The 24,909-nt window shown below is 68.2% G+C and carries 24 protein-coding genes and 1 pseudogene; 9 read left to right on the top strand and 16 right to left on the bottom strand.

Annotated features, from left to right (window positions below):
* Positions 1–20 precede the first annotated feature (20 nt).
* Entirely contained in the window at positions 21–1,433 is a 1,413-nt protein-coding gene (gene sthA / locus ACKOB8_RS12845; RefSeq protein ID WP_526377804.1) for a Si-specific NAD(P)(+) transhydrogenase, read from the top strand.
* Between the two features lie 83 nt (positions 1,434–1,516).
* Positions 1,517–2,485 carry a proteasome assembly chaperone family protein gene (locus ACKOB8_RS12840; protein WP_526377802.1) on the top strand — a complete coding sequence of 323 codons (969 nt, stop codon included), beginning with the start codon at positions 1,517–1,519 and terminating at the stop codon, positions 2,483–2,485.
* A 32-nt stretch (positions 2,486–2,517) separates the two neighbouring features.
* Here ACKOB8_RS12840 and nrdR read toward each other — a convergent pair whose 3' ends face one another.
* Positions 2,518–2,982 (bottom strand): transcriptional regulator NrdR, encoded by a 465-nt coding sequence (gene nrdR / locus ACKOB8_RS12835; protein ID WP_526377800.1) that lies wholly within the window; start codon positions 2,980–2,982, stop codon positions 2,518–2,520.
* A 124-nt stretch (positions 2,983–3,106) separates the two neighbouring features.
* A complete protein-coding gene (locus tag ACKOB8_RS12830) occupies positions 3,107–3,592 on the bottom strand; it encodes a LysM peptidoglycan-binding domain-containing protein (protein WP_526377798.1) in 486 nt (161 codons plus the stop codon).
* A gap of 204 nt (positions 3,593–3,796) precedes the next feature.
* Here ACKOB8_RS12830 and lexA point away from each other — a divergent pair, with 204 nt between their 5' ends.
* Entirely contained in the window at positions 3,797–4,468 is a 672-nt protein-coding gene (lexA, locus tag ACKOB8_RS12825; protein WP_526377795.1) for a transcriptional repressor LexA, read from the top strand.
* Here the strand turns inward: lexA and ACKOB8_RS12820 are convergent.
* From ACKOB8_RS12820 to ACKOB8_RS12795, 6 genes are all read right to left on the bottom strand, one after another.
* Complete coding sequence (locus ACKOB8_RS12820; protein ID WP_526377793.1) at positions 4,465–6,450, bottom strand: LGFP repeat-containing protein; 1,986 nt, start codon at positions 6,448–6,450, stop codon at positions 4,465–4,467. The two genes, lexA and ACKOB8_RS12820, sit on opposite strands and share 4 nt — an antisense overlap.
* Before the next feature lie 181 nt (positions 6,451–6,631).
* Complete coding sequence (locus tag ACKOB8_RS12815) at positions 6,632–7,801, bottom strand: acyl-CoA dehydrogenase family protein (RefSeq protein ID WP_526377791.1); 1,170 nt, start codon at positions 7,799–7,801, stop codon at positions 6,632–6,634.
* Positions 7,802–7,874: 73 nt separating this feature from the next.
* On the bottom strand, positions 7,875–9,305 hold the full coding sequence (hflX, locus tag ACKOB8_RS12810; RefSeq protein ID WP_526377789.1) for a GTPase HflX: 1,431 nt from the start codon (positions 9,303–9,305) through the stop codon (positions 7,875–7,877).
* A 67-nt stretch (positions 9,306–9,372) separates the two neighbouring features.
* Positions 9,373–10,242 (bottom strand): diaminopimelate epimerase, encoded by an 870-nt coding sequence (gene dapF, locus ACKOB8_RS12805; protein WP_526377834.1) that lies wholly within the window; start codon positions 10,240–10,242, stop codon positions 9,373–9,375.
* A gap of 33 nt (positions 10,243–10,275) precedes the next feature.
* Positions 10,276–11,196, bottom strand: a complete 921-nt coding sequence (miaA, locus tag ACKOB8_RS12800) for a tRNA (adenosine(37)-N6)-dimethylallyltransferase MiaA (protein WP_526377787.1) — start codon at positions 11,194–11,196, stop codon at positions 10,276–10,278.
* On the bottom strand, positions 11,193–11,876 hold the full coding sequence (locus tag ACKOB8_RS12795) for a class III extradiol ring-cleavage dioxygenase family protein (protein WP_526377785.1): 684 nt from the start codon (positions 11,874–11,876) through the stop codon (positions 11,193–11,195). The genes miaA and ACKOB8_RS12795 overlap by 4 nt, the downstream gene beginning before the upstream one ends.
* Before the next feature lie 107 nt (positions 11,877–11,983).
* Between ACKOB8_RS12795 and ACKOB8_RS12790 the strand changes: the two genes are divergently transcribed.
* Positions 11,984–13,300: a DUF349 domain-containing protein gene (locus ACKOB8_RS12790; RefSeq protein WP_526377783.1), complete on the top strand. Its 1,317-nt coding sequence runs from the start codon at positions 11,984–11,986 to the stop codon at positions 13,298–13,300.
* On the opposite strand, the gene ACKOB8_RS12785 is transcribed toward ACKOB8_RS12790, so the two are convergent.
* Both ACKOB8_RS12785 and miaB read right to left on the bottom strand, forming a co-directional pair.
* Positions 13,297–13,905 carry an Rv2732c family membrane protein gene (locus ACKOB8_RS12785; RefSeq protein ID WP_526377781.1) on the bottom strand — a complete coding sequence of 203 codons (609 nt, stop codon included), beginning with the start codon at positions 13,903–13,905 and terminating at the stop codon, positions 13,297–13,299. The two genes, ACKOB8_RS12790 and ACKOB8_RS12785, sit on opposite strands and share 4 nt — an antisense overlap.
* Positions 13,902–15,374, bottom strand: coding sequence for a tRNA (N6-isopentenyl adenosine(37)-C2)-methylthiotransferase MiaB (gene miaB / locus ACKOB8_RS12780; RefSeq protein WP_526377779.1), 1,473 nt, complete (start codon positions 15,372–15,374; stop codon positions 13,902–13,904). The genes ACKOB8_RS12785 and miaB overlap by 4 nt, the downstream gene beginning before the upstream one ends.
* Positions 15,375–15,488: 114 nt before the next feature.
* Between miaB and ACKOB8_RS12775 the strand changes: the two genes are divergently transcribed.
* The 4 genes and pseudogenes from ACKOB8_RS12775 (at position 15,489) to ACKOB8_RS12760 (ending at position 18,626) form a co-directional block, all read left to right on the top strand.
* Positions 15,489–16,217, top strand: coding sequence for an amino acid ABC transporter ATP-binding protein (locus ACKOB8_RS12775; protein ID WP_526377832.1), 729 nt, complete (start codon positions 15,489–15,491; stop codon positions 16,215–16,217).
* A 16-nt stretch (positions 16,218–16,233) separates the two neighbouring features.
* Positions 16,234–17,031, top strand: a pseudogene (locus ACKOB8_RS12770) (glutamate ABC transporter substrate-binding protein); the annotation flags it as partial.
* 33 nt (positions 17,032–17,064) lie between these two features.
* Positions 17,065–17,739, top strand: a complete 675-nt coding sequence (locus ACKOB8_RS12765; RefSeq protein WP_526377830.1) for an amino acid ABC transporter permease — start codon at positions 17,065–17,067, stop codon at positions 17,737–17,739.
* Positions 17,739–18,626, top strand: a complete 888-nt coding sequence (locus tag ACKOB8_RS12760) for an amino acid ABC transporter permease (protein WP_526377777.1) — start codon at positions 17,739–17,741, stop codon at positions 18,624–18,626. The genes ACKOB8_RS12765 and ACKOB8_RS12760 overlap by 1 nt, the downstream gene beginning before the upstream one ends.
* Here the strand turns inward: ACKOB8_RS12760 and ACKOB8_RS12755 are convergent.
* The 5 genes from ACKOB8_RS12755 to ACKOB8_RS12735 form a co-directional block, all read right to left on the bottom strand.
* A complete protein-coding gene (locus tag ACKOB8_RS12755; RefSeq protein WP_526377775.1) occupies positions 18,623–19,453 on the bottom strand; it encodes a TIGR03560 family F420-dependent LLM class oxidoreductase in 831 nt (276 codons plus the stop codon). The two genes, ACKOB8_RS12760 and ACKOB8_RS12755, sit on opposite strands and share 4 nt — an antisense overlap.
* Before the next feature lie 9 nt (positions 19,454–19,462).
* The gene (recX, locus tag ACKOB8_RS12750) at positions 19,463–19,978 is read right to left on the bottom strand and encodes a recombination regulator RecX (RefSeq protein ID WP_526377773.1); all 516 of its coding nucleotides are present in this window, start codon (positions 19,976–19,978) and stop codon (positions 19,463–19,465) included.
* Entirely contained in the window at positions 19,947–22,094 is a 2,148-nt protein-coding gene (recA, locus tag ACKOB8_RS12745; protein WP_526377771.1) for an intein-containing recombinase RecA, read from the bottom strand. Before recA ends, recX begins: the two co-directional genes overlap by 32 nt.
* Positions 22,095–22,262: 168 nt before the next feature.
* Positions 22,263–22,457: a DUF3046 domain-containing protein gene (locus ACKOB8_RS12740; protein ID WP_526377769.1), complete on the bottom strand. Its 195-nt coding sequence runs from the start codon at positions 22,455–22,457 to the stop codon at positions 22,263–22,265.
* A 10-nt stretch (positions 22,458–22,467) separates the two neighbouring features.
* Entirely contained in the window at positions 22,468–23,637 is a 1,170-nt protein-coding gene (locus ACKOB8_RS12735; protein WP_526377767.1) for a glycosyltransferase, read from the bottom strand.
* Positions 23,638–23,686: 49 nt separating this feature from the next.
* Between ACKOB8_RS12735 and ACKOB8_RS12730 the strand changes: the two genes are divergently transcribed.
* Entirely contained in the window at positions 23,687–24,127 is a 441-nt protein-coding gene (locus ACKOB8_RS12730; RefSeq protein WP_526377765.1) for a limonene-1,2-epoxide hydrolase family protein, read from the top strand.
* Positions 24,128–24,130: 3 nt separating this feature from the next.
* Here the strand turns inward: ACKOB8_RS12730 and pspM are convergent, their stop codons facing one another.
* Positions 24,131–24,904 (bottom strand): phage shock envelope stress response protein PspM, encoded by a 774-nt coding sequence (pspM, locus tag ACKOB8_RS12725; protein WP_526377828.1) that lies wholly within the window; start codon positions 24,902–24,904, stop codon positions 24,131–24,133.
* Positions 24,905–24,909 lie beyond the last annotated feature (5 nt).

The raw sequence follows: 24,909 nt of genomic DNA, 5'->3' as shown, positions 1-24,909 counted from the left end.
GCGGCGTATCTGTTGTCCTCATGGGAGTGGAATACGACCTCGTCGTCATCGGATCGGGGCCGGGTGGTCAGCGGGCAGCCATTGCGGCGGCCAAGCTCGGCAAGAGCGTGGCCATCATCGAAAGCGGCCGGATGCTGGGCGGGGTGTGCGTGAACACCGGCACGATTCCCTCCAAGACACTGCGCGAGGCGGTGATGTACCTCACCGGGATGAATCAGCGCGAGCTGTACGGCGCCAGCTACCGGGTCAAGGACAAGATCACCCCGGGTGACCTGCTGGCCCGAACCCAGCATGTGATCGGCAAAGAAGTCGAGGTCGTGCGCAGCCAACTGATGCGCAACGGCGTCGAGCTCTACACCGGACACGGCCGGTTCCTCGACCGCCACACGATCCTGGTCGAGGATCCCACCCACGCCGAGCGGGTCACCGTCAGCGGCCACTTCGTCATCATCGCCACCGGAACCACACCCGCCCGCCCGCCGGAGGTGAACTTCGACGGCAACCGGGTGCTGGATTCCGACGAGATCCTCGACCTCAAGGCAATCCCGGCGTCGATGCTCGTCGTCGGGGCAGGCGTGATCGGGATCGAATACGCCTCGATGTTCGCCGCACTGGGCACCCGGGTGACCGTCGTGGAGAAACGCGACTCGATGCTGGAATTCTGCGACGCCGAGATCGTCGACTCGCTCCGCTTTCACTTGCGCGACCTTGCCGTGACCTTCCGATTCGGCGAGGCGGTGACCACCGTCGAGGTCGGATCCCACGGGACGGTCACCACACTGGCCAGCGGCAAACAGATCCCGGCCGAAACCGTGATGTACTCCGCGGGCCGACAGGGCCAGACCGATAAGCTGGACCTGGAAAACGCCGGACTCGAGGCGGATAAACGAGGGCGAATCACGGTGGACGACAGGACATTCCAGACCAACGTCGACAACATCTACGCCGTCGGAGACGTCATCGGATTCCCGGCTCTCGCCGCGACATCGATGGAGCAGGGGCGGCTGGCCGCCTACCACGCCTTCGGCGAACCGACGGCCGGAATGCGCGCGCTTCAGCCGATCGGGATCTACTCGATTCCCGAGGTTTCCTACGTCGGCGCCACGGAGGTGGAACTCACCCGGGACGCCATTCCCTACGAGGTGGGCGTCTCGCGCTACCGCGAACTGGCTCGCGGCCAGATCGCCGGTGATTCCTACGGCATGCTCAAAGTGCTGGTGTCCACCGAAGACCTGAGCCTGCTCGGTGTCCACATCTTCGGGAGCAACGCCACTGAGATGGTGCACATCGGCCAGGCCGTGATGGGGTGCGGAGGAACGGTGGAATACCTCGTCGACGCGGTCTTCAACTACCCGACCTTCTCCGAGGCCTACAAGGTGGCCGCACTGGACGTGATGAACAAGCTGCGGGCGCTCAACCAGTACCGGGAATAGCCCCCACCGGACCGGTGGGCGATAACGGGAACGACAGCCGACGCCGCAGCGTTATCCAGCCAGGGAAGCGAGGAGGCATACCCATGGCCGACCAGCCCGGGCAGGACAACGACCCCGACCGGATGTACCAGCTGGAGATCCCGGCGCCGCAGCTGTCGTCGGCCGACGGCCGGGCGCCGGTACTCATCCACGCCCTGGAGGGCTTCTCCGACGCCGGCCACGCCATCAGGCTGGCCGCCGAACATCTCAAAGGCACCCTGGACACCGAGCTGGTGGCCTCCTTCGCCATCGACGACCTACTCGACTACCGGTCGCGGCGGCCGCTGATGACCTTCAAAACCGACCATTTCACCCACTACGACGAGCCTGAGTTGAACCTCTACGCGTTGCGCGACAGCCTGGGCACGCCGTTTCTGCTCCTCGCGGGGCTGGAGCCGGACCTGCAGTGGGAGCGGTTCGTCACCTCGGTGCGACTGCTGGCCGAGCGGCTGGGGGTGGGCCGGACCATCGGCCTGGGGGCCATCCCGATGGCGGTCCCCCACACCCGCCCGGTGACGATGACCGCCCATTCGATCAATCGCGAACTGATCGCCGACCACCAACCCTGGGTGGGTGAGGTGCAGGTTCCCAGCAGCGCCTCCAACCTGCTCGAGTATCGACTGGGCCAGCACGGGCACCAGGCCGTCGGCTTCACCGTGCATGTGCCCCATTACCTGGCTCAGACCGACTACCCGGAGGCCGCCGAGGCGCTGCTCGAGCAAGTCGGCCGATCCGCGTCGCTGCAACTGCCGCTGCAGGCCCTTGGTGAGGCAGCCGCCGTCGTCCGCGGGAAGATCAATGAGCAGGTTGATGCCTCACCGGAGATCGCCCAGGTCGTCGCCGCGCTCGAGCGCCAGTACGACGCGTTCGTCACCGCCCAGGAGAACAGGTCGCTGCTCGCCCGCGACGAAGATCTCCCCAGCGGCGAGGAACTCGGCGCGGAGTTCGAGCGATTCCTGGCCCAGCACGCCGATGACTTCCGGGAGGGGTTCACCGACAACGGCGAGACCTGAGCACCGCCGGACAGCGGGGTTGCGGCGGCGCCTCAGTGCGACGTGCCGATGCTGCGCATGGCGCGCAGCGTCTCGATCTCGCGCTCGAAATCCTCCGCCGAGGTGAAGGAGCGGTAGACCGAGGCGAACCTGAGGTAGGCGACCTCGTCGAGCTCGCGCAGCGGACCGAGGATGGCCAGGCCTACGTCGTGGCTGGGGACCTCCGGGGAACCCGCCGCCCGCACCGCGTCCTCGACCTGCTGGGCGAGCAGGTTGAGCGCGTCATCGTCGACCATCCGGCCCTGACAGGCCCGGCGGACTCCGCTGATCACCTTCTCCCGGCTGAACGGCTCAGTGACGCCGCTGCGTTTGACGACCGCCAGAACCGCGGTCTCCACGGTGGTGAAGCGCCGACCGCACTCCGGGCACGAACGACGCCGGCGGATGGCCGCGCCCTCGTCGGTCTCCCTGGAGTCGACGACCCGGGAGTCGGAGTGACGACAGAACGGACAATGCATCACTGTCCCCTCTCTGTCGCCGAGAACCGCGTCGGACGAAGGAGAGCCTACCTGGGCATAGCCGCTGTTGCGGTGACCGATCGGCGTCGGTGCGCACACGGTTGGGCTGGACATCGCCCGCGCCTTAGCCGACCGGCGCGATCAGGGTCTGCCCGGCGAGCACCGCGGGCGATTCGAGTTTGTTGAGCTCCTGGATGCGCGCGACGACCCGGGCGGCAGGGGCCTGAGGGGCGATTCGTCCGGCGAGTTGCTGGAGAGACTCGCCAGCCCCGACCCGGACCACGGCCAGTCGCTCTGAGCTTGTGACCTCCACCGGCGACGGCCCGCTGCTGAGGTGCGCCACCAGGCCCAACGACAGGGTGATCACCGCAGCCAGCCCGGCCAGGCCGGACGTGACCGTGGCACTGACCGCCCGCCGGCCGCGCGGACCGTGCGAGGCACACGACACGGCAAGCCCGTAACCCCGGTAGCCGCGAGGGGTCAGTGCCGCGATCGGCGGGCGCGCCGGCGCCGGCCGGGTGCGCCCGCCCGTGCGGGGGTGCGACCGAGTCCTCCCCGGTAGCCCCGCGGGCGATCGGGGATCCTGGAGGCGATCCTCAAGGACGGTCATATCGGCTCCTCTCTTCGAACATCTCATCGAACTATAATCGACAGTATGTTCGATTTGCCGCATTTTTCGAACATATGATCGTCGTGTTGGCGAGGATAGGTCCGGCCACCGACAGGTCCGACAACGGGGCGACACGGGGCGACACGGGGCGACACGGTCGAACACATGTTTGATTTTGTCGGTGTTCCGGGCTATGTTGCGGGCATGAGTCCACGCAGCGAAACCCCCCCGGCCACCGGCCTGACCGAACGCCAGCGCACGATTCTGCAGGTCATCCGCGAATCGGTGACCACCCGGGGCTACCCGCCCAGCATCCGCGAGATCGGCGACGCCGTCGGTCTGAACTCCACGTCATCGGTCGCGCACCAACTGCGCACCCTCGAGCGCAAGGGGTACCTGCGCCGCGACCCGAACCGTCCCCGCGCCGTCGACGTGCGCGGCGGCGACGACGCCACGGCGGCGCCGGCCCGGACTGATGTCGCCGGCTCCGACGCCCTTCCCGAACCCGCCTTCGTCCCGGTGCTCGGACGCATCGCGGCGGGCGGTCCGATCCTGGCCGAGGAGGCCGTCGAGGACGTTTTCCCCTTGCCGCGCGAGCTGGTCGGCGAAGGCTCGCTGTTCCTGCTGAAGGTGGTCGGCGACTCGATGGTCGACGCGGCGATCTGCGACGGCGACTGGGTCGTCGTGCGTCAGCAGAACGTCGCCGACAACGGCGATGTCGTGGCCGCGATGATCGACGGCGAAGCCACCGTCAAGACCTTCAAACGAACCTCGGGGCAGGTGTGGCTGATGCCGCACAATCCGGTCTTCGACCCGATTCCCGGCAACGACGCCGTGATTCTGGGCAAGGTCGTCACCGTGATGCGCAAGATCTAGTCAGGCGCCCTGTCGAAACCGTTCGCCTCGGCGACGTCCGCACTGGCGAACCAGACTTCCGGCACAGTGCTGTCGTACAGCGGTGAGTCCGGGGTGTAGTACAGACCCGAGTGGGTATTTCCCTTGATCGCGTACCCCTCGGGCGCCTGCAGGGGGTCGGCCAGCGGAAGGTGGATCGCCGGACGCCATGCCTCGCGGTCCTCCCCGGCCCGTCCGGCCGAGTCGGCCTCGTCATCGGACCCGTCGTCCCCGTCCGGGCCCTCCGGTTCGGCGTCCACCTCGATGACGGTTTCGGCCACGATCTCCTCGGAGACCTCTTCGGCGACGGCGCGCTCCCCTTCGCCCTCCTCCGTTTCTACGGCGTAACGACGACGCGTCCAGCCATAGTCATCGGAGTCCAGTCCCCACTGGGAAGACAACCCCGACGACGACTCCGGCGAGTCGGCCGCCAAATCCGTGTCGGCCACTGAGTGCCGGCCGGCGTCATAGGGGGACTCCTCGATGAAGGCCGTCTCCCCGAATTCCGCGAGTTCGGCCTCGGTGGGAATGCGGGTCGGCGCGGTGTCGATCGCGTCCTCGTCGCCGCCGAAATACCCGTCCTCGTTTCGGGTCGACCACCCGTAGGACGCCGCATCCCCGGCGCCGCGCCGGCGTGCGGACACAGCCAGCAAAAGCAGCAAGAGCAGCACCGGCACCGCGATCAGGATCCACCACCAGTGCCAGCGGAATCCCTTGTCGGACTTCACCTCCGGGCCGGTGGTAGCCGGTGCCTGCGCGGTCGCTTCCGGAAGCTCCAGATCCGCGAGTGATGCCGCGAGGTCGGCGGGACGGGTGCTGAACTCTTTCGTGGCGCGATTCCACGAAATCTCTCCCTCGCTGAAACCCTGCGTCAGGGTGTCGCCGTCGACGGATTGCTCACCCGTCGGCGGTCCCAGAGGCCCGGTCGCCCCGCCGAGCTTGGCCCACGCGGCGTTGATGGGACCGCGCACGACGATCGCCCCGGTGTCCGGCGTCCAGAAGATCACCGGTTTGTCGGGGGCGCCGAAGGCGCTCACCCGGCTGTTGGGAACGCCGCCGTCCGTCTCCGTGCCGACCGGGAAGCCCAGACCGCCGGTGGGTCCGCCGAGCGACTCGTACTTCGACAGAATCGCGCCGGTCACCGCATGCGCACCGGTTTCCGGGGAGTAGAAGATCTTGCCGCCGGCGTAAGCCTGCTCGGCGCCGGTGTCACCGACCGTTGTCTGGTCGCCCTGGCGCGCGCCCAGCGGTCCGCCCAGACCCCCACTGGCCCGCCACGCCTGGTTGATCTGCGTGGTGACGTCCCAGGGAACCTCCAAGCCGGTCAGGCTGTCGGCGAGTTCGGGAGGGTCAGTGGTGAACGTCTGGGTGCTGATGTCCCAGGAGATCTCGCCCCCGGTGAACTTCTGGGCGATCACCGTGCCGTCGTAGCGCTCGTCCTCGGTGGGAACCCCCAGGGTGCCCGCTGAGCCGCCGAGGGCGTCCCAGGCCGCGTTGATGGGTCCCCGGACCACCCAGGCGCCGGTGTCGGGAGTCCAGAAGATCGCCGGTTTGTCGCTGGCGTTGAACGTGGAGACCCTGCTGTCCGGTCCGATCAGGCCGGCCACCTCGTCGATGGTGGGGAAACCCAGGTCACTGTCCGCCGGGCCGCCCAGCGACTCGTACCTGTCCAGGATCGCCCCCGACATCAGATGGGCACCGGTGTCCGGGGTGAAAAAAATCTTGCCGTTGGCGAACTTCTGGGCGTAGCCGTTGCCGACCTGATAGACGTCGCCGTCCTGGGCGCCCACCACCGAGGTGTCGGCCCCGGCCGCCTCCCACGCCTGGGTGATGGCGTCGGCGGCGTCGCTCTCCGGGCTTGCATGGGCGCCGGGGGCGACCGGAATCGTCAGGGCAAGAACCGTCGCCAAACCCAGCGCGATACCCGTGGCAACCCTGACCAACCGATCAGGTAGCAGGCTCATACCCCGTCTCCCATTCAAATCGAGACAATTGCACATTTCATAATGGCCGGTGAATCGGGTTTTTCCGGGATAGCCAACCACGACACGCGGTAGCAATTACAGGCCGGAAACCAAATCGAGATTCAACCCCAATGCGGCCGAGATGCGCCCGCGACGGTCGGGCGGGCGCCGAGATATCTGTTCAGACGCCGATACTGCGGCCGATGATTTCCTTCATGATCTCGGTGGTTCCCCCGTAGATCGTCTGCACGCGCGCATCCAGGAAAGCCCGCGCAACGTTGTATTCCCGCATATACCCGTATCCGCCGTGCAACTGCACACACCGATCGACCAGTCGGACCTGCGCTTCGGTGGTCCACCATTTGGCCATCGCCGCCTGCTCGGCGGTCAATTTGCCGTCCAGGTGCAGCTTGATGAATTCATCGACCATGATGCGGGCCGCGGTGGTTTCGGTGGCCAGTTCGGCAAGCAGGAATCGACTGTTCTGGAACGAGCCGATCGACTTTCCGAAAGCCTTCCGCTCCTTGACATATCCGATCGTCTCCGCCAGCACCGCCTCCATCGCCGCTACCGCCATGATGGCGATCGAGATGCGTTCCTGCGGGAGGTTCTGCATCAGGTAGATGAATCCCAGACCCTCCTCGCCGAGCAGATTCTCCACGGGCACCCGCACGTCGGTGAAGGAAAGCTCGGCGGTGTCCTGCGCGTCCAGGCCGACCTTGTCGAGGTGGCGGCCACGGTCAAAACCCTCCATCCCGCGTTCGACGGCGAGCAGCGAGAAGCCCTGCGCCCCCTTGTCCGGGTTGGTCTGGGCCACGACGATGACGAGGTCGGCGTTGATGCCGTTGGTGATGAAGGTCTTCGCACCGTTGAGCACGTAGTGGTCGCCGTCGCGAACCGCGCGGGTACGGATGCCTTGCAGATCGCTTCCGGTACCCGGTTCGGTCATCGCGATCGCCGTGATCATCTCCCCGGTGCAGAAGTGCGGCAGCCAGCGCTGCTTCTGCTCTTCGGTGGTCAGATCCAGCAGGTACGGGGCGATGACGTCGTTGTGCAGGGAAAAACCCAGGCCGCTGTAGCGTCCGGCGACGGTTTCCTCGACGACGACCGTGTTGTAGCGGAAGTCGGGGTTTCCGCCTCCGCCGTACTCCTCAGGCACCGCCATGCCGAGGAAGCCCTGCTTGCCGGCCTCCAGCCAGACGCCCCGATCGACGATCTTGTCCTTCTCCCACTGGTCGTGGTAGGGCGCGACGTGCTTGTCCAGGAACGCCCGGTAGGACTCCCGGAAGAGATCGTGCTCAGGTTCGAACAGATTGCGGGGGTAACTGACAGCTGTTCCCGTCTTGCCCATGGTGACCTCCGGAGACTGACGCCGACTCTCCTTCGAGGATAGACCAACCGGATGGTTGGCCGCCCGACGCCGATCAGGATGTCGCGTAGGGGCCCAGGCTCGCGGCCAGGGCGGCCGGGACGCGGCCCTTGATGCGGGTGCCCAGTTCGGTGTGCTCGGTCGCGTCGACGCGGCCCTCGCCGTGCAGTCGCGCGACCAGGTCACCCCGGTCGTAGGGGATCGTCACGTCGACGGAGACCTCGCGCGGTTCGACGGCCTGGGCGAGCCGGGCGCGCAACCGGTCGATCCCCTCCCCGGTGCGGGCCGAGACGAACGCCGCCCCCGGAAGAGCCTGGCGCAACTGCGCCAGCGTCACGTCGGTGGCGCAGTCGATTTTGTTGACGACCAGCAACTCCGGGGCGGGTGGCGAGTGGTGTTCGGCCTGTACCTCGCGGATGACGTGCCGGACGGCGTCGATCTGCCGCAGCGGGTTGACGTCGGATGCGTCGACGACGTGCAGCAGAAGGTCGGCATCGACGACCTCCTCGAGCGTCGAGCGGAACGCCTCGACGAGCTGGGTGGGCAGATGACGTACGAAACCGACGGTGTCGGTGAGAACGAAGGTCCGGCCCCGCTCCCCCGGCGGCCCGAAAGTGCCTCGGCGCGTGGTTGGTTCGAGGGTGGCGAAAAGGGCGTCTTGTACCAGCACGCCGGCACCGGTCAGCACATTGAGCAGGCTGGACTTGCCCGCGTTGGTGTATCCGACGATCGCGACGGACGGAACCTCGCTGTGCCGCCGACGGCTGCGCTGGGTGTCACGAACCCGCTTCATGTCGCCGATCTCGCGGCGCAGGCGCGACATCCGCTCACGGATGCGGCGGCGGTCCGTCTCGATCTTGGTCTCACCGGGGCCGCGCAGTCCCACTCCACCGCCGCTGCCCCCGGCCCGCCCGCCGGCCTGCCGGGACATCGACTCGCCCCAGCCGCGCAGCCTGGGCAGCATGTACTCCATCTGAGCCAGCGACACCTGCGCCTTGCCTTCGCGGCTGGTGGCGTGCTGGGCGAAGATGTCCAGAATCAGCGCCGTGCGGTCGATGACCTTGACTTTGACCACCCTCTCCAGCGCGGTCAGTTGGGCCGGACTGAGCTCTCCGTCGCAGATGACGGTGTCCGCACCGGTCGCGACGACGATCTGCCGCAGCTCGGCGGCCTTGCCGGAACCGATGTAGGTGGACGGATCAGGCTTGTCACGGCGCTGGATGACTCCTTCGAGAACCTCCGAGCCGGCCGTTTCGGCCAGCGCGGCCAACTCGGCCAGGCTCGCCTCGGCGTCGGACGGGGTCCCTTCGGTCCACACCCCGACGAGCACGACGCGCTCGAGCCGCAGCTGCCGGTACTCGACTTCGGAGACGTCGGTCAGCTCGGTGGACAGACCCGCCACACGGCGCAGTGCCGTCCGGTCCTCGAGGGCAAGTTCGCCGAGGCTGGGCTCGGCGGCAGGGGTGCTCAGATCAGATTCCGTCATAGGCGATGTCCGATGGTGTCACGCCCGTACAACGTCGCGCACCCCAATTAACGTCCCCGGTTCGGCGTCACGCCTGGGCGGCCCACCACGCATCGGCGATTTCCCCTCCAGCGACCAGGACCGACGGGCCGCGCAGAAAACTGGTCGTGTCGGTGATCTCCACCGCGAGCGTACCGCCGGCCACCACCACCCGCAGGTCCCCGGTCTGCGCTCCGAGTTGGCCCAGACCTGCCGCCGCGGCCGCCACCGTCCCCGTTCCGCACGATTGGGTCTCGCCGACCCCGCGCTCGTGCACCCGCATCGACACCGTCCGGTCCACCGGCGGGGTCAGCACCTCGAGGTTGACCCCGTCGGGAAACTGGTCGGCGTCGATACCGACCGGCGCGCCGATGTCCAATTCGGCCAGTCCCGCGGTCGTCAGGCCGGGAATCACACAGGCCAGGTGTGGGTTGCCGACGTCGATGCTCAACCCGTCCAAGTGCCGTCCTCCGACGGTCGCGCTCCCGGTGCCGAGCAGGGTCACCTTGCCCATGTCGACGGTGATGTCGGCGGTCACCTCGTCGACGCGGTGAACGACCACCGGCCGGGGCCCGGCCAGGGAGCCCACCACGAACTCGTCGCGATGCTCCAGACCGCTGGCCCGTAGAAAGTGGGTGAAAACCCGTACACCGTTGCCGCACATCTGGGCCACCGAGCCGTCGGCGTTGCGGTAGTCCATGAACCAGTCCGCCGCCGAAACTCCGTCGGGCAACCTCTTGAGCACCCCCGCCGCCAGCGCCGCGGCAGCTGAGGTGACCCGAATCACGCCGTCGGCACCGAGTCCACGGCGGCGGTCGCACAGTGCGGCGACCGCCGCGGGGTCCAGAACGTATTCTGCCGCCGGATCAGGCAGCAGCACGAAATCATTGTGAGTCCCGTGGCCCTTGGCGAATCTCATTCGCGCCACTCCGGGATTCCACGCGCCACCCGATCAGGATACGTCGTGCCAGCTCTCCAGCACGGCCTCGGCGAGTCCGGCCGACGAACCGTCGAGCCACCGGATCCGGTGATCCCGGCGAAACCACGACCGCTGCCGGCGGACGTAACGGCGGGTACCGGTGAAGGTGCGATCACGGGCCTCACGCAGGGCCTCGTGCCCACCGCCCGCGTCCAGGGCGTCGATGACCTGGGCGTAGCCCAGCGCACGGGACGCAGTGACACCGTCGCGCAGGCCCCCGCTCAGCAGCGAGGCTACTTCTTCGATCAGCCCGGCTTCGAACATTGCATCGGTGCGCGCCGCGATCCGAAGGTCAAGAGCCGTTGTGGCCCAGTCGATTCCGACGATTACGGCATCCCAGCGGGCTTGCCCGATGCTCGGGGATGACGCAGCGAACGGCTGGCCGGTCAGTTCGACGACCTCCAGGGCCCGAACGATCCGCCGGCCGTCGGTAGGCCGGATCGCGGCGGCGGCGGCCGGATCGCGGCGGGCCAGTTCCGCATGCAGGTCGGTGAGTCCGACCTCGGTGAGCCGCTGCTCCCAGCGTGCCCGCGTCGCCGGGTCGGTCGCCGGGAACTCCCAGTCGTCCAGCAGAGACTGGATGTACATCATCGAACCGCCGACGATGATCGGGACGCCACCCCGTGCGGAGATCGACTCCACGTCGGCGACCGCCGCCTGCTGGTATCGCGCGACGGTCGCGGTTTCGGTCACCTCGAGCACGTCGAGCTGATGGTGCGGGATACCGCGTCGCTGTTCCGGCTGAAGTTTCGCGGTGCCAACGTCCATGCCCCGGTACTGCTGCATGGCGTCGGCGTTGACCACCTCGCCGCCGATCCGGCCGGCGACCTCCACCGCGAGTTCGGACTTGCCGGTGCCGGTCGGGCCGATGATCGCGATCGGCCTGCTCGTCATGGCAGCCAGACGCCAGCGAAGTAGCCGACGCCGTAGGGCGCGCCGCGGAGAAGCTCGCGCGCGCAACGCGGCCCGGATCCGGCCAGGCCCGCCAGTACCTGATAGGCGACCCTGCCCACGACACCGTCGGGCAGGCCGGTCAGCGCGGCCGTGTCGCCGGCCGCCAAGGCGTCGTCCAGAGCGGCCTGCACCGGCGCAGCGTCGGGATCCTCGCCGCCCGGCGCCGAGGGACCCAATGTTCGTAGACCGTCTGCCACGACGAGGACCCCGATCGGTCCGGGGTCGGCGTCGATGAGGTCGCGCAGCAGCCGGCCACGGTCCACGGCCTGCTCGGCGTCGAGATCTGCGCGGTGCACCCGCACCGACACGGCACCGCCGGCATTGGCCTGCCCGCGCAGCCATCCGGCGAATAGCGCGCACAGCGGCAGCGCGGCGACGGGGCCTGCCGCCCCAGGCGACAGCGCGACCGCGACATCGGCTCCGTAGCCGGCGAATGTGCCGCGGGCATCGGCGAGCACATCGTCGTGCGACCCGACTCCGATCGCGATCCAGCGATCGGGCAGGGCCGACGCTGCCGCGATCGCGGCGTCGCGGATCTCGGCCACCTCGGCGGCAGCCGCACCGGCAAGTTCGGGCACCAGCACGGGGGCGGACGGGGTCAGGGCGATCGACGCCAGCACACGCTCAACGCTACCGGCGGACGGACGGGCCGCGGCAACCCTGGCACACACGCGTCGGCGAACTGGTTCAATACCCGGATGTGGAGGTCAGCGGTGAACGTCAGTCGATGACAGCCGACGTCTCGCATCCCTGCGGACCCGCCAAACCCGGCCCGCGGCCCGGACCGCAGCGGCCGACCCCCGGCGTGCCGCCCGCGATCGTGGCGCCGCCGGCCAGCGACCCACGCCGGTTCGGCCGGGTCGGCGACGACGGCACGGTGTTTCTGATCACGCCGGCCGGCGAACGGGTGGTGGGTTCCTGGCAGGCCGGCGACCCTGAGGCTGCCTTCGACCACTTCGGGCGCCGATTCGACGACCTGGCGACCGAGGTCGCTCTGATGGAGGCCCGGCTGGCGTCGGGTACCGGCGACGCCCGCAAGATCAAAGCGGCGGCCGACGCGCTGGCCGAATCTCTGCCCACCGCCAGCGTTCTCGGCGACGTCGAGGCGCTTGCCGCGCGGCTGGCCGCGATCGGCAATCAGGCCGCCGAGACAGCCCAGAGCGAGCGTCAGCAGCGCGACGAACAGCGCGCCGCACAGACCGCCCGCAAGGAGGCTCTGGCCGCCGAAGCCGAGGAACTGGCCGCCAACTCCACGCAGTGGAAGGTCGCCGGTGACCGGATGCGCGCCATCCTCGAGGAATGGCGAACGATCAGCGGGCTGGGTCGCAAGACCGACGATGCGCTGTGGAAGCGGTACGCGGCGGCCCGCGACGCTTTCAATCGGCGCCGCGGAGCACACTTCTCCGAGCTCGACCGGGAACGGGCGGGCGCCCGCGGCGCCAAGGAACAACTGTGCGCACGAGCCGAGGAACTGGCCACATCCACCGAGTGGGCTGCCACCGCGGCGGCATTCCAGGACCTGCTCACCGAATGGAAAACCATCGGCCGAGCATCCAAGGACACCGACGAGGCACTGTGGAAAAGGTTCAAAGCAGCCCAGGACACCTTCTTCGAGACCCGCAACGCCGCCAGTTCCGCACGTGATGCCGAGCACCGGGCCAACGCCCAGGCCAAGGAAAACCTGTTGACCCAGGCGGAGAAAATCGATCCCGCCAACCGCGAGAGCGCCCGCGCGGAGTTGCGCGCGATCGCCGAGAAGTGGGAGGCCATCGGCAGGGTGCCGCGGGAACGCGGCGCGCACCTGGAGCGGCGACTCCGGGCCGTGGAGAAGAAGATTCGGGACGCCGCCGAGCCCGCGCGACCCGACTCCGAGGCGCAGGCCCGCGCAGAACAGTTCCAGGCCCGCGTCGAGCAGTTCGAGCGTCAGGCGCAGAAAGCCGCTGCGGCCGGCCGCACCAAGGAGGCCGAGGAGGCCCGCGCCAACGCCGAGCAGTGGCGGGAATGGGCCGCGGCAGCGGCCCAGGCGGTCACCCGCAGGCGCTAATGCGGGCGGGGACCTCGCGGCGGATCGTCGTCGCCCGGCGGATCGAGGCTGTCCAGCAGCGACCGGCGCTGCTCATCGGCGGCTTCCTCGCGGCGTTGCGCCTCGGCGGCCAGTTGCACCGCGGTGCGCGTCCAGACCACCCGCGCCCAATGGAAGCTGAGCACGATCACCGTGATCCAGCCGAGGACCAGTCCGGCGCCGGGGCCGGGCTGGCCCGCTACCGCGGTCTGCCGCGACCAGATCGCCAACATCCCCGTGATGCTGGCCAGACCGCAGCCGGCCAGGGCAAGCAGCGCCAGCGTCCAGCGCCGGGTCAACAGCGCCAACATCGAGACACCCACCCCGAACAACAGACTCAGCCAGGTGAAGACCTTCGAGGGCAGCGCGATGCGGACGTCGGCTGCGCGTCCGTCGCCGGCGATGATGTCGATCCCGCGGACCGGACCGGTGTGCGGCAGGACGAATGTCACCAGCAGTGCGAAGACGAGGACGGCCACCACCACGGCTCGTGCGCCCGGCTGAATTTCCCCCGCGACGCGACGTTCCGCCGCCTCCAGTTCGGCACGATAGGCGTCGAAGTCCTCAGAACCGCCCGGGACGCTCATGTTCGCACCGACGGTAGGCCGAGGCCGACCGTTCGCGGACGCCGACCCGCGGCGTGCGCGTCGCCGGCGCGGGTCCGCCGGTGTGACAGCAGCGCGGCGTCGGCGATCAGGTGGTGCGGCGCGGCTCCGGTGATGCTCGCGGTGACGACATCACCGGCCCGGACGGCCTGCACGCCGGGGCGGAAGTGCACCAGCCTCCCGTCCCGCGCGCGTCCGGTCATCCGCGCAGTAGCGACATCCTTGCGGCCCTCTCCGGTGGCGAGAACCTCGACCGTACTGCCGATCATGGCCTGATTCTCCTCCAGGGAAATCTGCTCCTGCACGTCGACGAGCCGCTGATAGCGCTCCTGCACGACCTCCTTCGGCACCTGGCCGTCGAGTTCGGCCGCCGGTGTTCCCGGCCTCTTGGAATACTGGAAGGTGAACGCGGCAGCGAAGCGGGCCGATCGGACGACGTCCAGTGTCGCGGCGAAGTCCTCGTCGGTCTCGCCGGGAAATCCGACGATGATGTCGGTGGTGACGGCGGCGTGCGGCAGGGCTTGTCGCACCCGCTCCAGGATGCCGAGGTATCGCTGTGCCCGGTAGGAGCGCCGCATCGCCCGCAGGATGCGGTCGGAACCCGATTGCAGCGGCATATGCAGCGCGGGGCACACGTTCGGGGTTTTCGCCATCGCCTCGATGACGTCGTCGCTGAACTCGGCCGGGTGCGGGGAGGTGAAGCGCACCCGTTCGAGTCCTTCGATCCGCCCGCAGGCGCGCAGCAGCGACGCGAAGGCTCCCCGGTCTGCGGACTCATCGCCGGCAAAGCCGACCCCGTAGGCGTTGACGTTCTGCCCGAGCAGAGTCACCTCCAGCACGCCCTGGTCGACCAGCGAGCGGACCTCGGCGAGGATGTCGGCGGGCCGTCGGTCCTCCTCCCGGCCACGCAGCGACGGGACGATGCAGAACGTGCAGGTGTTGTTGCACCCCACCGAGATGGATACCCACGCCGCAAACGCCGATTCACGCGCGGCCGGCAGATTCGACGGGAACTCGGTCAGCGCCTCGGCGATCTCGATCTGGGCCGACCGGTTGTGGCGCGCACGGTCGAGCAGCACCGGCAGCGAGCCGATGTTGTGCGTGCCGAACACCACATCGACCCAGGGCGCTTTCTGCAGGAGCCGCTCGCGATCCTTCTGCGCCAGACACCCGCCGACGGCAATCTGCATATCCGGATCGGTCTGCCTGCGGGGAGCCAGATGGCTGAGGTTGCCGTAGAGCTTGTTGTCGGCGTTCTCCCGCACCGCACAGGTGTTGAAGACCACCACATCCGCATCGACGCCGTCGGGAGCGCGGAGATACCCCGCCGATTCCAGCAGCCCCGCCAGCCGCTCGGAGTCGTGGACGTTCATCTGACACCCGTAGGTGCGGACCTGATAGGTGCGCGGTCGGTCGGGCGCATCCCCGCGGTCCTGTCGCATCATCGGCATCACGGATCTCATCGTAGGAGAGACCACGCCCCCGGGGGAAACCCCCGATCGCCAAGCGAGCAGACGAGGATCGCAGTAGGGTCACCGGGCATGGCAGGCGACTCCCCGGTGCCGATGATCGCGGTCAAAGGTGTCAACAAGCACTTCGGCGAGCTGCACGTACTCAAGGACATCAACCTCGAGATCGACCGGGGTCAGGTCGTCGTGGTTCTCGGGCCGTCGGGATCGGGGAAGTCGACCCTGTGCCGCACGATCAACCGGCTGGAGACCATCGACTCGGGCTCCATCGCCATCGACGGCGAGACACTGCCCGCCGAGGGCCGCAAGTTAGCCGAGCTTCGCTCGGACGTCGGGATGGTGTTCCAGTCCTTCAACCTCTTCGCGCACAAGACCGTGCTGGAGAACGTCATGCTCGCCCCGGTCATGGTGCGCAAGAAGGACAAGGGCCAGGCCGAGGCACAGGCGATGAAACTGCTGGAACGGGTGGGGGTGGCCAATCAGGCCGCGAAGTACCCGTCGCAGCTCTCCGGCGGGCAGCAGCAGCGGGTGGCAATCGCTCGATCGCTGGCAATGGATCCCAAGGTGATGCTCTTCGACGAGCCGACCAGCGCGCTGGATCCGGAGATGGTCAACGAGGTCCTCGCCGTGATGACCTCACTGGCCGGCGAAGGCATGACGATGGTCGTGGTCACCCACGAGATGGGATTCGCCCGGCGGGCGGCTAATCGCGTCGTCTTCATGGCCGACGGCGCGATCGTGGAGGACGCGCCCCCCGACGACTTCTTCGTCAGACCCAAGTCGAGCCGCGCCAAAGACTTCCTCAGCAAGATCCTCAATCACTGAGGCGCGGACGATTACCATGCCGAGACCGTCCGCCCGACTGCTGGCCGCCGTCCTGCTCGCGGTCGCGATCGTGCTCGGCCTGGCCGGCTGCGGGGCCGACGGCTCCAAGATCAGCATCGGCACCAAATTCGACCAGCCCGGGATGGCGGTGAAGAAGCCCGATGGCACGCTGGCCGGTTTCGACGTCGACGTCGCAACCTACGTAGCGGACCGGCTGGGCTTCCAGCCGGGGGACATCGAGTGGAAAGAGGCCCCGTCCGGGCAGCGGGAGACGCTGATCGCCAACGGCCAGGTGGACTTCATCGTGGCCACCTACTCGATCACCGATGCCCGCAAGCAGAAGGTCGACTTCGCCGGGCCCTACCTGGTGACCGGCCAAAGCCTGCTGGTCCGGGCGGACAACACCGACATCACCGGCCCGGAGTCGCTGCAGAACAACAAGAGGCTGTGTTCGGTGTCGGGATCCACGCCCGCCCAACGCATCAAGGACAAGTACCCGGGTGTGCAGCTGCAGCAGTACGACACCTACTCGGCGTGCGTCGAGGCGCTCCGCAATGGCGCGATCGATGCCGTCAGCACCGACGAGGTGATCCTGGCCGGGTACGCCGCCCAGACGCCGGGTGCCTTCAAGATCATCGGCAAGCCGTTCTCCGAGGAGAAGTACGGCATCGGCTTACTCAAGGGCAATAACGAGCTGCGCAAGCAGATCAACGATGCGATCGTCGAGATGGAGAAGGACGGCAGCTGGCAGGCGGCCTTCGACCGCAACCTCGGACCGGCGGGGATCACCGCCCCGCCGCCCCCGGCGCTAGACACCTCGGCCGCTAGCGCACCTGAGCGGCTCGAGATCTTCGCCAAGTACCGGTCGGCGATCCTGCAGGCGTTCTGGGTCACCGTCAAGCTGACTGTCCTCTCGGCACTCGGCGCCCTGGTGTTGGGTACGTTGATCGCCGCGATGCGGTTGTCGCCGGTTCCGATGCTCAACTGGATCGCCACCGCGTATGTCAACATCGTGCGCAACACTCCCCTGACGCTGATCATTCTGTTCTGTTCATTCGGGCTCGCACAGACACTCGGCATCACCCTGGCGGATCAGGCCTCGCGCACGTCGATCGCCGACAGCAACTTCCGGCTGGCGGTTCTCGGGCTGACGGTCTACACCGCATCCTTCGTCGCCGAGACAGTGCGCTCGGGGGTCAACACCGTTCCGCTGGGCCAGGCCGAGGCGGCGCGCTCGCTGGGGCTGACGTTTTCCCAGAACTTGCGAGTCGTGCTGCTGCCCCAGGCTTTCCGGGCGGTGATCGTCCCGCTGGGTTCGGTCTTGATCGCCTTGACCAAGAACACCACGATTGCCTCGGCGATCGGTGTCGCCGAGGCGGCTCTGCTGATGAAGGAGATGATCGAGAACACCGCCGCCCTGATCGCGGTGGGCACCATTTTCGCCACCGGCTTTGTGATTCTCACCCTTCCGTTGGGACTTCTCGCCGGCTGGCTCGGCAAGCGCTGGGCGGTGGTGCGCTGATGGCCGCCTCGGTACTGTTCGACGCCCCCGGGCCGCGGGCGAGAATCCGCAACCGGCTGGTCACCGCGGTGACGGTGGCGGCACTGGCCGGGCTGGTCTGGTTGGTCATCGACAAACTTGCCAGCCGGGGACAGCTGACCGCGGCCAAGTGGAAGCCGTTCCTGACTGCCGACCTGTGGCGGACCTACGTCTTGCCGGGAATCCAGGGCACCCTGACCGCCGCTGCGCTGTCGATCGTTCTTGCCCTGATTCTTGGTCTGCTGCTCGGGGTGGGACGGCTCTCCCCGGTCGGCGGGATCCGCTGGCCGTGCGCGGTGATCGTCGAATTCCTTCGCGCGGTTCCGGTGCTGATCATGATGATCTTCGCCTACTTCCTGTTCGCGCTCTACGACGTCTTTCCGTCGAAGTACCTGGCGCTGGCCGGTGTGGTCACCGGGTTGACGCTGTACAACAGCGCGGTCATCGCCGAGATCGTCCGGGCCGGCGTCGGTGCGCTGCCGCGCGGCCAGACCGAGGCCGCCTCCGCGCTGGGCCTGCGGTGGGGCCAGACGATGCGGGCGATCCTGCTGCCGCAGGCGATCGCCTCGATGCTGCCGGTGCTGGTTTCACAGCTGGTCGTGGTGCTCAAGGACACCGCGATCGGGTATCAGATCACCTTTGTCGAGATGGTCCGCCAGGGCACGGTGATCGGCTCGACCTACGGCAATTACATCCCTGCGCTGATCGTGATCGCGCTGCTGATGATCAGCGTGAACTTCGTCCTGTCCGCCGCCGCGACCCGGTTGGAGCGCCGGTTGCGCCAGTCCCGCCGGGGCACCGCGCCCCTGGAGGCCGAGGCCCTCGAACAGACCGGGGCGCCCAGCGCGCGGATCGAACCCGGCGACTAATCCGGCCGCAGCTGCGCGCAGCGCTGCAGCAGTTCGGGCGAGGGCGGCTGATAGAACGAGAGCACGACGTGCTGACAGCCGAGTTCGCGGTAGTCCGGCAGCAGCGCGAGCTGTCCCTCCACCTGCTCGGGATCGCGGGGGTGCAGGAACAGCTGGACCGAACGCCGCACCCGGGCCGGGTCGCGGCCCACCTCCGCGCACGCCTCGTCGAGGCGGGCATTGGCCTGGGCCCACTCGCGCGGCCCGTCGTGGCTGGGCATGTTCCATTCGTCGGCGTGGCGGGCGATCACCCGCAGCATCTTGGGCTGCGAACCGCCGACGACGATCGGCGGGTGTGGCCGCTGGACCGGCTTGGGTTCGCACAGCGCGTCAACGAGGGTGAAAAACCGGCCCTCGAAAGTCACCGAGTCCTCCGTCCAGAGCCGGCGGATCACCGTGAGGGCCTCGTCGACCATCGCGACCCGCGCACCGGGACTCGGGAAGTCGATCCCGTATCCGAGGTGCTCGGCCTCGTGCCAGCCCGCGCCGAGGCCGAACTCCAGCCTCCCCCCGCTGATGTGATCGACGGTCACGGCCATCTTGGCCAGCACCGCCGGGTTGCGGTAGGTCACCCCGGAGACCATGCAGCCCACCCGGGCACGCCGGACGACGACGGCCATCGCGGCCAACGTCGTCCACCCCTCCAGGGTCGGGGTGGGGTCGTCCACCAGCCCGTAGAAGTGGTCGTAGTCCCACACCGCGGCGAAGCCGAGTTCATCGGCACTGCGCCAGAAACTCTCCAGCTCCCGGTAGCCGAACGTGGGTGCCAGCTTGGCCGAGATCTGCATGCGCGGATGTTAGACCCGCCGGCGCTCCCGCTCGGCACGCAGTCCCTCGCTGACCACGGCGAGCGCCAGACTCTGGCTGTAGCCGCGGCGGGCGAGCATGCCCACGAGTCTGCGCATCACCTTGGCGTCGTCGGCGTCCGCGAGCGGCTCGCGGCGCAGCTTCCGCTCGACGAGTTGTTCGGCGCGCCCGCGTTCAGCGCCCGGGCTCAGATCCTCGAGAGCTGAGGCGATCTCCTCGTCGCCGACACCCTTGGTGCGAAGCTCTGCGGCCAGCGCCCGCTTTCCCTTGGCGGCACGGGCCCGAGAGCGCACCCACTGGGCCGCGAACTCACCGTCGTCGACCAGCCCGACCCGGGCAAGCCGGCTCAGCACCCTTTGGGCGACGTCGTCGGGGTAGCCGCGCTTGGCCAGCGCCCCGGTGAGTTCGGCGCGGGTGCGCGCCCTCGCGGTGAGCAGGCGCAGGCATAACGCATGCGCCTGCTCCTCGCGAGCCTCAGAAGTCGACGGGAGCGGGCAGGACGTCATCGACGGCGACCTCATTGGTCAGTACCGCGCCGACCCCGAGCTTCTCCTTGATCCTCTTCTCGATCTCGTTGGCGGTGTCGGGATTCTCCATCAGGAAGGTGCGGGCGTTCTCCTTGCCCTGCCCCAGTTGCTCACCCTCGTAGGTGAACCACGACCCGGACTTGCGGATGAAGCCCTGGTCGACACCCATGTCGATGAGCGAGCCCTCACGGGAGATGCCCTTGCCGTAGAGGATGTCGAACTCGGCCTGCTTGAACGGCGGCGAGACCTTGTTCTTGACCACCTTGACGCGGGTGCGGTTGCCCACCGCGTCGGTACCGTCCTTGAGCGTCTCGATCCGGCGCACATCCAGGCGGACCGAGGCGTAGAACTTCAACGCCTTGCCGCCGGTTGTGGTTTCGGGTGAGTTGTGCACCATGACACCATCGACAAAGTAGTTGTGGTTGCCCTCAACCTCAATGTCGAACCGGTTCATCGACCGGGTGTGCGGCTTGACGCGAATATCGAGAATTCTTGCCGGCACCAGTCGCTGAGCGGGATCGGCGAACTGCGGCGTCACCGCACCCTTACCCTGGAATCTCGGCAGCAGCTTGTATTCCATCGACGGAGCCATGCACGGTGCCACGAGCTCCTGGAACTTCGCCGAGGCGGCAGTGGAGAACACCAACACGGCCTTGCCTGCGGCGCCCGACTGACGCAGACGGACATCCAGACCATGGGTGTCGCGCAGGTAGTCGCGGAGGCGTACCTGTGAGCCCCCGGTCATCGCCTCCACGCAGATCTCGATGCGCCCACTTCCCCCTGAGGTACGCCGTTGCGACCCCTTGGACCGCACTGCGAAGGAGCCGTCATCCATGTACCAGATCGCCAATGCCAGCGGGGTGAGCGCCTTGAGATAGTCCTCGGAGAGGAACTTCTTGCCGTCACCGAGGTACACCGCTCGCTGCAACTCAGCCAGCTCTGGCAGCGGAGTAAAGTCGACAAACCTTGCGCCCTTGTCGTTTTCGTGTACCGAATGCGCGATGTTGCCCAACAGGGCGGTCTTCCACTGCAGATAGTCGACCTGCTTGGCGCCGTGCCCCAGGCGGAAACGAACGCCATTGCGATCGCGGCGGTTCGGGGACAGATTCCCGTCACCCATCAACGAACCGAGGACAACCTGGAACTGCTGATCACTGAGCAAATGCGGCTCGGCCGCCATCACCCGGTCACCGGCAGTCAGGTCACCGGCCTCGCTCCACCCTCCCGGGGTGCGAATGAGGTGATTCGGTGTCGCGGCGAACTGCGACTTGCCGTTGCCGCCCGACTTCTCAACGGTGAATTGCAAGAACTGCTCAGCCGGTCCGTTGTTGAACCAGTTGACAACCTTGCGCGGCACGATCCGATCGGCGGTCGAGTCGTAGGAGAGCACCTCGACATCCATTCTCTGGTTGACGATTCTGCCAATTTTCTCGGTGGTGCCGTCGGCCAGCTGCACCCGGGTGCTGTAGTTGAAGCACCCGAACATCACACCGATCTTCTCGCGCAACTGGTTGATGAAGATCGCCGTGGTGCCCGAGTTGCTCAGTGCGCCGGTCATCTTGCGCAGCGCCTGGCTCATCAGGCGGGCCTGCAGGCCGACGTGGCTGTCACCCATCTCGCCCTCGATCTCGGCGCGCGGCACCAGCGCGGCCACCGAGTCGATGACCAGGATGTCGATCGCCCCGGAGCGCACCAGCATGTCGGCGATCTCCAGCGCCTGCTCGCCGGTGTCGGGCTGGCTGACCAGCAGCGAGTCGGTGTCCACACCCAGGCTCTTGGCGTACTCCGGGTCCAGGGCGTGCTCGGCGTCGATGAACGCCGCGATGCCGCCGGCGGCCTGGGCGTTGGCCACCGCGTGCAGGGCGACGGTGGTCTTGCCGGAGGACTCCGGACCGTAGATCTCGATGATGCGGCCGCGCGGCAGGCCGCCGATGCCCAGCGCCACGTCCAGGGCGATGGAGCCGGTCGGGATGACCGAGATGGGCGCTCGGACCTCGTCGCCCAGGCGCATCACCGCGCCCTTGCCGTGATTCTTCTCGATCTGCGTGAGCGCGAGTTCGAGGGCCTTCTCGCGGTCGGTGGCTTGCTGGGCCATGGGGCTTCTCCGTTCTCCGGTGTCCGGATTGTTGGGTGACCGGGTTGGTCAGTTGGCCGCGACGCTAGCGGGGGCTACCGACAAACCCGATTGACCGGACCAGGCCACAATAACGAACATGTGTTCGATGGCAAGGAGGCACGCCGCGCGCGTGTCGTCAGCCCCCGGCTACCACTGATCGCGGGGCACGTCGAAGTCGGCGCACAGCGCCCACCACACGTCGCGCGGCTCGACGCCGTCGGCGATGGCCTGTGCGGCGGTGCGCCCGCCGAACCGCGTCAGCACGTGGTCGACCAGCAGCGATGCGCCGCGAACGGGGCCGAACTGCGCGTCGACGAGCTCATGAAACTGCGTCAGCCGCACCCGGCCGAGCTTAGCGAGCGGCCTGCCGGCACACCTGGACCGGATCGGCGACCCCGACGGCACTCTCCCCCGCCAGCCGGGCGGCCCGCCGATAGGACGGGCCGGACAGCACCTCGCCGACCGCACCGATCAGCGCCTCGGCGGTCAGTGGCCGGATCAGCCGCGCGCAGCCCTGCCGGGCCGCCCGGTTGGCGAGCTCCCACTGATCTCCCCCGCCGGGAACCACCACCGCCGGCACCCCGGCCAGCAGCGCCTTGGTCAACATCCCGTGCCCACCGCCGCAGATCACCACGTCGGCCCCGGCCAGCAGGTGATCCTGGCGCCCCAGCCCGACGGCCGCCCACGGGGGCACCGGTGTTTCACGGCGCTGCCCGTCGAGCCGCGACACCGCAACGCGGGCACCGTCCGGCAGACTGCGCCCCGGGATCAGAGTGCCCAGGGCCAACTCGGCCACCCCGGCCGCGCCGGTACCGGCCGTCGACGGCGCGACCACGATCAGCGGGCCGGACCCCGGCGGCACCGGCAGCACCGCCGAGGTGGGCTCGAAGTGCAACGGACCGACGATGACGGCCTCGGCCGGCCAGTCCGGCCGGGCGACCTCGAGGGCGGGCAGGGTGGCGATGAGCCGGCGGCGCGGTCCCGGGTCGCGAGCGCTCAGCCCGATCCGGCGACGCGCCGCCGAGCGCTGGCGCCGCCCGACCCGCAGCGAACGGGCGGTCATCGCCCGCAGCGCCGAATCGCGCAGCCGCCCGGTTATCCCGACGCCCGGTGCCAGCCCGCTGCCCACCGGCGGCAGCCCCTTCGAAGGCAGGTAGAGCGGGTGCGGACTGAGTTCCACCCACGGCACACCCAGGTGCTCAGCCGCCATCCCACCGCACACCGTGATTTCGTCGGAGACCACCAAATCAGGCGAAAGCCGCTGCAGCACGGTCATATTCAGTTCAGCCATCCGCGCTGCCCGGTGGTGGATCTTGGCACCGGCGTCGGCATCGTCGTCGGACTCCTCGGGATCCAGTCCCAGCAATTCGACGGCCTGCACCCCGGCCGCCCGGGCGGTCTGTAGCCAGGCGGTCCCGGTCAGCAGCACCGGCTCGTCTCCGGCATCGAGGAACCGCAAACACAGCGCGATCGCCGGGAAGGCGTGTCCGGGTTCCGGCCCGGCGACCACAGCGATCCGCATCGGATTCACCCTGCCACAGCCGCTCGGAGCCGGGTCTAGGCTGACGGACATGACCGAGCAGACCACGAACGTAAGCTCAGAGATCGACAACGCCCATACCGTCGAAATCCTTCTGACAGCACTGCAGAACCAGGACGCCGACGGCGCCGGCGAGGTTCTCGACGAGAACCTGGTGTACGAGAACGTCGGCTTCCCGACCATTCACGGACGCGCGCGGGCGACCAAACTCTTCCGCGGGATGCAGGGTCGGGTCGGATTCGAGGCGAAGACCCACCGTATCGCGGTCAACGGGGCCTCGGTGCTCACCGAACGCACCGACGTACTGATCGTCGGCCCGGTTCGCCTGCAGTTCTGGGTGTGCGGGGTGTTCGAGGTGCGCGACGGCCGGATCACGCTGTGGCGCGACTACTTCGACGTGTGGGACATGACCAAGGCGCTGGCGCGCGGTCTGCTCGGCGCCGTCGTCCCGGCGCTGAGACCCACGCTGTAGCCGCTACCTGAGTTGGCCCAGCTCGTCGAAGGCCTGGGCCCACCCGAGCAACCGGTCGGTGGCATCACTGAGTTCGGCTCGACTGCGCTGCTGTGAGATCGGATTGGCCGGGTGAGGTTCAGCGTTGGCCGTCGACACCAACTGCGCTGCGGCACTGACCATGTCGCTGTACTGCCGGACACCGCTGTTCAACTGGGCCGTGAAGGCGTTGATGGTCGCCGTCAGGTATTCCCGCGAATCCGGAGCCGACACGACCGCCTGCTCCATCGAGACGACCTGGGCTGCGGTGGCCGCCATGGCCGCCGCGGACCGGCCCGCCGCCGCGGTCAACTCGCCGATCTCCTCGTCGGGCAGCATCCGGCCCCGCTGCAGCACGCCCAGCAGTGAGTGCAGGCCGCGTTCGGATGCGGCCAGTGCCGACATCGGCGGCCGGGCGACCGATCCCGGCGGCGGGAGCCGGTGGCCGCTCACCTCCCGCTGCGGTGGCAGGGGTTCGCCGCGAAGCCACCGGTAGCGCAACAGCAACAGTGTCGCGGGTACCGCCGCACCGGCCGCGATCAGGCCGGTGATCAGCAAGGCCCACACCGGCGTGCTCCACACCGCCAGCAACCCGGTGACGAACACCCAGAACGCCGTGGCGAACGTGAAGAACACGCCGAGTCGCAGTGACCAGCGGCGCTTGCGCAACAGTCGGGCCCGCGGATCGGAGACGGCGCTGAGCTTCTGCGCCGCGACGTCGGCGTACTCGGAGAGCGCATCGATCCCGCGCTGCAGCATCGAAC

This window comes from Mycobacterium sp. (genome assembly GCF_046091765.1).
Classification (GTDB): Bacteria; Actinomycetota; Actinomycetes; order Mycobacteriales; family Mycobacteriaceae; genus Mycobacterium.
The sequence above is the reverse complement of the archived record's forward strand: the minus strand, read 5'-3'. Positions and strand labels throughout refer to the sequence as shown.

Excerpts from the sequence above, each read along its gene's own strand:
- sthA (WP_526377804.1), top strand. The coding sequence starts at position 21 with ATGGGAGTGGAATACGACCTCGTCGTCATCGGATCGGGGCCGGGTGGT.
- ACKOB8_RS12840 (WP_526377802.1), top strand. The coding sequence starts at position 1,517 with ATGGCCGACCAGCCCGGGCAGGACAACGACCCCGACCGGATGTACCAG.
- nrdR (WP_526377800.1), bottom strand. The coding sequence starts at position 2,982 with ATGCATTGTCCGTTCTGTCGTCACTCCGACTCCCGGGTCGTCGACTCC.
- ACKOB8_RS12830 (WP_526377798.1), bottom strand. The coding sequence starts at position 3,592 with ATGACCGTCCTTGAGGATCGCCTCCAGGATCCCCGATCGCCCGCGGGG.
- lexA (WP_526377795.1), top strand. The coding sequence starts at position 3,797 with ATGAGTCCACGCAGCGAAACCCCCCCGGCCACCGGCCTGACCGAACGC.
- ACKOB8_RS12820 (WP_526377793.1), bottom strand. The coding sequence starts at position 6,450 with ATGAGCCTGCTACCTGATCGGTTGGTCAGGGTTGCCACGGGTATCGCG.
- ACKOB8_RS12815 (WP_526377791.1), bottom strand. The coding sequence starts at position 7,801 with ATGGGCAAGACGGGAACAGCTGTCAGTTACCCCCGCAATCTGTTCGAA.
- hflX (WP_526377789.1), bottom strand. The coding sequence starts at position 9,305 with ATGACGGAATCTGATCTGAGCACCCCTGCCGCCGAGCCCAGCCTCGGC.
- dapF (WP_526377834.1), bottom strand. The coding sequence starts at position 10,242 with ATGAGATTCGCCAAGGGCCACGGGACTCACAATGATTTCGTGCTGCTG.
- miaA (WP_526377787.1), bottom strand. The coding sequence starts at position 11,196 with ATGACGAGCAGGCCGATCGCGATCATCGGCCCGACCGGCACCGGCAAG.
- ACKOB8_RS12790 (WP_526377783.1), top strand. The coding sequence starts at position 11,984 with ATGACAGCCGACGTCTCGCATCCCTGCGGACCCGCCAAACCCGGCCCG.
- ACKOB8_RS12785 (WP_526377781.1), bottom strand. The coding sequence starts at position 13,905 with ATGAGCGTCCCGGGCGGTTCTGAGGACTTCGACGCCTATCGTGCCGAA.
- miaB (WP_526377779.1), bottom strand. The coding sequence starts at position 15,374 with ATGCCGATGATGCGACAGGACCGCGGGGATGCGCCCGACCGACCGCGC.
- ACKOB8_RS12775 (WP_526377832.1), top strand. The coding sequence starts at position 15,489 with ATGATCGCGGTCAAAGGTGTCAACAAGCACTTCGGCGAGCTGCACGTA.
- ACKOB8_RS12760 (WP_526377777.1), top strand. The coding sequence starts at position 17,739 with ATGGCCGCCTCGGTACTGTTCGACGCCCCCGGGCCGCGGGCGAGAATC.
- ACKOB8_RS12755 (WP_526377775.1), bottom strand. The coding sequence starts at position 19,453 with ATGCAGATCTCGGCCAAGCTGGCACCCACGTTCGGCTACCGGGAGCTG.
- recX (WP_526377773.1), bottom strand. The coding sequence starts at position 19,978 with ATGACGTCCTGCCCGCTCCCGTCGACTTCTGAGGCTCGCGAGGAGCAG.
- recA (WP_526377771.1), bottom strand. The coding sequence starts at position 22,094 with ATGGCCCAGCAAGCCACCGACCGCGAGAAGGCCCTCGAACTCGCGCTC.
- ACKOB8_RS12735 (WP_526377767.1), bottom strand. The coding sequence starts at position 23,637 with ATGCGGATCGCTGTGGTCGCCGGGCCGGAACCCGGACACGCCTTCCCG.
- ACKOB8_RS12730 (WP_526377765.1), top strand. The coding sequence starts at position 23,687 with ATGACCGAGCAGACCACGAACGTAAGCTCAGAGATCGACAACGCCCAT.
- pspM (WP_526377828.1), bottom strand. The coding sequence starts at position 24,904 with ATGCTGCAGCGCGGGATCGATGCGCTCTCCGAGTACGCCGACGTCGCG.